1 protein-coding gene is annotated in these 408 nt (G+C 63.0%); it reads right to left on the reverse strand.

All coding sequences use genetic code 11. The features are described 5' to 3' along the window. The coding region (locus SB771_RS33570; protein WP_410721863.1) for a helix-turn-helix domain-containing protein at window positions 1–408 on the reverse strand (408 nt) is incomplete at both ends.

The following is a 408-nucleotide window of genomic DNA, read 5'->3' on the forward strand; positions in this document are numbered from 1 at the left end:
CGATGGCCGTGTACTGGTAGACGCCTCGTGCAATCTTCATCGTGTCCATCTGGACGCGGTCTCCGGGAACTGGACGGCTGTAGCGCCTCGGTTGTGCCGGCCGCCTGGGGCGAACCAACGGCTTCACCGACGCTTCGCACAGGACCTTGTGAATGGTCGCAAGGGACAGTTCTCTTTGTTCGTTCAGACGCAATTCGTTCTGAATCCGCCGTGCCCCCTTGCGCTCGGCCCGCAGGCGAAGAATCGTTGCCCGATCAGCGTCAGAGACCTTTCGATTCGGGCTGGTCAGAGGGCGACGGCTTTGAGAGCGAAGACCTTCTTCTCCCGCCTCCTGGTAGCGGCGCAGCCACTTGCGAAGCGTCGGCCTGGAGATGCCACAACGCGTGCACACGAGGCCGGCGTTGCCGG

It is taken from the genome of Burkholderia sp. SIMBA_051, assembly GCF_046534915.1.
Classification (GTDB): domain Bacteria; phylum Pseudomonadota; class Gammaproteobacteria; order Burkholderiales; family Burkholderiaceae; genus Burkholderia; species Burkholderia ambifaria.